Source organism: Paenibacillus sp. LHD-38 (assembly GCF_031157315.1).
GTDB lineage: Bacteria > Bacillota > Bacilli > Paenibacillales > Paenibacillaceae > Pristimantibacillus.
Window position 1 is genome coordinate 1 of the sequence record NZ_JAVIFU010000157.1, and the last position, 557, is coordinate 557.

Below are 557 nucleotides of genomic sequence, written 5' to 3' on the forward strand. Positions count from 1 at the left end.
CTTGCTTTTCCATCTTGATTAAATAATTCTACCGTACTCGATTTCGTTCCGATGGCCATAACGCCCTCATCCGACACGGCAATACCTTGAATTTGGTCACTTGCACCTGCTTTATAAACAATCTCTTTATTCTCATTAATGAGGTAAGCATATTGATCCGTTGCAGCAACGGCAATCCATTTCCCGTTCGGAGATACCTTGACATATTTCATTGTCGTTCCGATTGTAACTTCATCATTCTGTTCACCAGTAGCTGCATCGATGAATAGCAACTGATCGGAACGCTGGGCAACCAATGCAAAAACAGTACCATCTTGTGAAGCAGAAATGCTCTTGACTTGTTTCTTCATATCGATATCCCACAGTTGTACACCGTCTTGGTCATAGGAGTATAGATGACGGTCATCTGAAGATATAAATAAATTTCCGTTAGTAAGCAGTTCAACTCCTGTGACAACATTGCCTGTTTTCACTTCAAATAGTTGGTTTCCATCTGCGTCATACATTAAAGCTTGATTACTGTGCGTACCAATTGCCAGACGCTTGCCATCCTCCGC

General features: G+C 41.8%; 1 protein-coding gene. It reads right to left on the reverse strand.

Features of this window, described 5'->3' with window-relative positions; all coding sequences use genetic code 11:
- Nucleotides 1-557: WD40 repeat domain-containing protein (locus tag RCO25_RS34705; protein WP_309000585.1), on the reverse strand; the 557-nt coding region annotated here is incomplete at both ends.